Genomic DNA, 3,309 nt, shown 5'->3' on the forward strand with positions numbered 1-3,309 from the left:
GCAGGTCTTGCAGGCACGCCGGCAACAGGCGCAGGCGCAAATCGTCGAGCATCAGGCACGCATCGGCGAGGCCCAGGCCAACCTCGCGCTGGCCCGCAATGCGTTGAAGGACACCGAGATCCGCGCGCCTTTTGACGGCGTGGTGGGCCAGCGCAAGGTCCGGCGCCAGCAATACGTGATGCCCGGCCTGCCGCTGTTAGCGGTGGTGCCGGTGGAGCAGGCCTATGTGATTGCCAACTACAAGGAAACCCAGTTGCAGCACATGGCGCCGGGGCAGTCGGTGGAAATCGCGGTGGACAGTTTTGCCGGCGCACATTGGCACGGCAAAGTGGAAAGCATCGCCCCCGGCTCCGGTGCGGTGTTCGCGCTGTTGCCGCCGGACAACGCCACCGGCAACTTCACCAAGATCGTCCAGCGGTTTCCGGTAATGATTCGCCTGGAACCCGGTGAGTCGCGGGTACTGCCGGGCATGTCGGTGATTGCCACGGTTGACACCCGCCCTGCCGCCAGCCAGGAGCACGTCCATGGAGGCTGAAGGGCGTGTGCCGTTTCGCGCCTGGGTCGCGGTGATCGGCGGGCTGTTCGGCTGCTTCATGGCCGGGATGAACGTGCACGTCACCAGCGCCGCACTGCCGGAAATCGAAGGTGCACTGGGCGCGACGTTTGAGGAGGGTTCGTGGATTTCCACCGCTTACCTGGTGGCGGAGATCATCATGATTCCCCTCACCGCGTGGCTGGTGCAGGTGTTTTCCCTGCGCCGGGTGATGTTGTGGGGCTCGGGGATATTCCTGGTGGCCTCGGTGGCGTGTTCGCTGTCGCCCAACCTGCAAGTGATGATCCTGATCCGGGTGGTGCAGGGCGCGGCCGGGGCGGTGCTGATTCCCTTGTCATTCCAACTGATCATCACCGAGCTGCCGCCCAGCAAGATCCCGCTGGGCATGGCCTTGTTCAGCCTGGCCAACAGTGTGGCCCAGGCCGCCGGGCCGTCGATTGGCGGCTGGCTGACCGATGCGTATTCCTGGCGCTGGATCTTCTACCTGCAACTGTTCCCGGGGATCGCGTTGCTGGCGGCGGTGGCCTGGTCCATTGACCGCCAGCCGATGCAGTTGGGCCTGCTGCGCCAGGGCGACTGGCTGGGTATCGGCTGCATGGTGCTGGGCCTGAGTGCGTTGCAGATCGTGCTGGAGGAGGGCGGGCGCAAGGACTGGTTCGGCTCGCCCTTTATCGTGTGGATGACACTGCTGGCGGTGGTGGGCCTGATCGGCTTCGTTGCCCGGCAATTATGGGGCGCGCACGCCTTTATCAACCTGCGACTGTTGGGCCACTACAACTTTGGGGTGGCCAGCGTGGCGATGTTTATCTTCGGCGCCAGTACCTATGGCCTGGTGTTCCTGGTGCCCAACTACCTGTCGCAATTGCAGCACTACAACGCCAGCGAAATTGGCGTGAGCTTGATCGCGTATGGTCTGGTGCAACTGATCATGGCGCCGTTTTTGCCGCGCCTGATGAAGTGGGTCAGCGCCAAAATGCTGGTGGCCTCGGGGTTCGCGATCATGGCTTTGGGCTGCTGGATGGGTGCGCACTTGTCGGCGGACAGCGCCAGCAATGTGATCGTGCCCTCGATCGTGGTGCGCGGCATGGGCCAGCCGCTGATCATGGTGGCGTTGTCGGTGCTGGCGGTGCACGGCCTGGCCAAGGCGCAGGCGGGGTCGGCGTCGGCGGTGTTCTCGATGCTGCGCAACCTGGGGGGCGCGGTTGGCACGGCGCTGCTGGCGCAATTGGTGGTGGTGCGCGAGCGGGTGCATTCGGCGCGTATTGGCGAGTCGGTGACGCTGTTTGACCCGACCTTGCAACAGCAGCTTCCCGGTGGCGGGGTGCTGCAGGATCAATTGCCGGAACATCAGGTGGTGCTGAACCTGCTGGACCAGAGTGTTCGTCATCAGGCGTTTTTGATGGCTTACAGTGATGCGTTCTTTCTGGCGTGCGTGGCGTTGGCGGCGTGTGGGGTGGCGGCGTTGATGTTGCGGCGTATCTAGGGGCAGTGCTGTGGGTGATTCAAGTGAGCGCAATAACGGGGCGCCCAAGATCAAGATCAAAAGCAGATCAAGAGCACAGCGGACTACCGGCCGGCTTGAGTGTTGAAGAGCAAAATCAAAAGCTAAAGCGGGCACGGTTCAATGTGGGAGCTGGCTTGCCTGCGATGGCATCAACTGGGTGTGCCTGATGTACCGAGTTGTCTGCATCGCAGGCAAGCCAGCTCCCACAGAAAAGCAGAGTTACCTGAATAACGGATATGTACCCCATCTGATCCTGAAAACCCCGACCGCACTCGTTCAGCGAACGGTATTAGGCTTCAACCCGCGCAACAACAACTCCAGACCTTGCAAGGCTTCTTCCAACCGCTCGCCCGGGTGTTCATCCTGGGCGATCCACAGCGATGCGCTTACCAGGCTGCCATTGATCAGCCTCGCCAGCGCCTGACTGCACGCCTGCTCGATGAGGCCCGCTTGCATCAAGTCATCGAGCAGCTGGCGCAGCGAGTCCACGCATTGCTGCTGGTCAGTTGCGCCCAGCACCGCCGGGGCATCCTGCAATACGATGCGCTGGACCTCGGGATCCTGAGCCATACGCAAATAAATCCGGCAGCGCTCGCAAAACCCTTCCCAAGGATCAACCGCCTGCTCCGAGATACGCTGCAGGCTCGCGTTCATTTCACCGTCGAGCTGCGCAACCACTGCCGCGAGCAAGCCTTTCTTGTCGCCAAAATGATGGTACAACGCACCCCGGGTCAGGCCGGCGCGAGCGGTGAAATCGTCCATCGACGTCTGGGCGTAGCCTTGTGTGGCGAAGGCCTGGCGGGCGCTGGCGATCAGGCGGGCGCGGGTGTCTTCGATCATGTCGGCACGGGCTCGGCTCATGGGTAAGGCTCACAATAGGTGATTGACATACGACGCGTATGTTACGCATGATTTGTCACATACGCACCGTATGTATTTTGCCCCGAAAACCTCGAATAGCAAGTTTCAGGGCGCTCAGGAAGAGGTTACACACCATGGCAAACCCCTACGCCGAGCTGTTCCAGGCGCCAGGTTCCAGGGCTTTCGTATTGGCGGGCATGCTGGCCCGCATGCCGATCTCCATGACCGGGATCGGCTTGATCACCATGCTGTCGCAAGTGCACGGCGGTTACGGTTTGGCCGGTGCGGTGACCGCTACCTTCGCCCTGGCCACCGCGTTTTGCGCGCCCCAGGTCTCACGGTTGGTGGACCGTTATGGCCAGGGCCGGGTGTTGCCGGTGGCCGCGTCCAT

3 protein-coding genes and 1 pseudogene are annotated in these 3,309 nt (G+C 62.4%); 3 read left to right on the forward strand and 1 reads right to left on the reverse strand.

What is annotated here, in order from left to right:
- On the forward strand, window positions 1-535 hold a 535-nt coding region (locus HX846_RS18235; protein WP_178965842.1), incomplete at its 5' end, for an HlyD family secretion protein.
- Complete coding sequence (locus HX846_RS18240) at window positions 525-2,036, forward strand: MDR family MFS transporter (RefSeq protein ID WP_178965843.1); 1,512 nt, start codon at window positions 525-527, stop codon at window positions 2,034-2,036. The genes HX846_RS18235 and HX846_RS18240, both read left to right, overlap by 11 nt.
- 297 nt (window positions 2,037-2,333) lie before the next feature.
- On the opposite strand, the gene HX846_RS18245 is transcribed toward HX846_RS18240, so the two are convergent.
- On the reverse strand, window positions 2,334-2,918 hold the full coding sequence (locus HX846_RS18245) for a TetR/AcrR family transcriptional regulator (protein WP_178965844.1): 585 nt from the start codon (window positions 2,916-2,918) through the stop codon (window positions 2,334-2,336).
- Between the two features lie 134 nt (window positions 2,919-3,052).
- Here HX846_RS18245 and HX846_RS18250 point away from each other — a divergent pair.
- Window positions 3,053-3,309 (forward strand): annotated as a pseudogene (locus tag HX846_RS18250) (MFS transporter); the annotation flags it as partial.

The organism is Pseudomonas sp. K5002 (assembly GCF_013386655.1).
In the GTDB taxonomy this organism is placed as follows: Bacteria; Pseudomonadota; Gammaproteobacteria; order Pseudomonadales; family Pseudomonadaceae; genus Aquipseudomonas.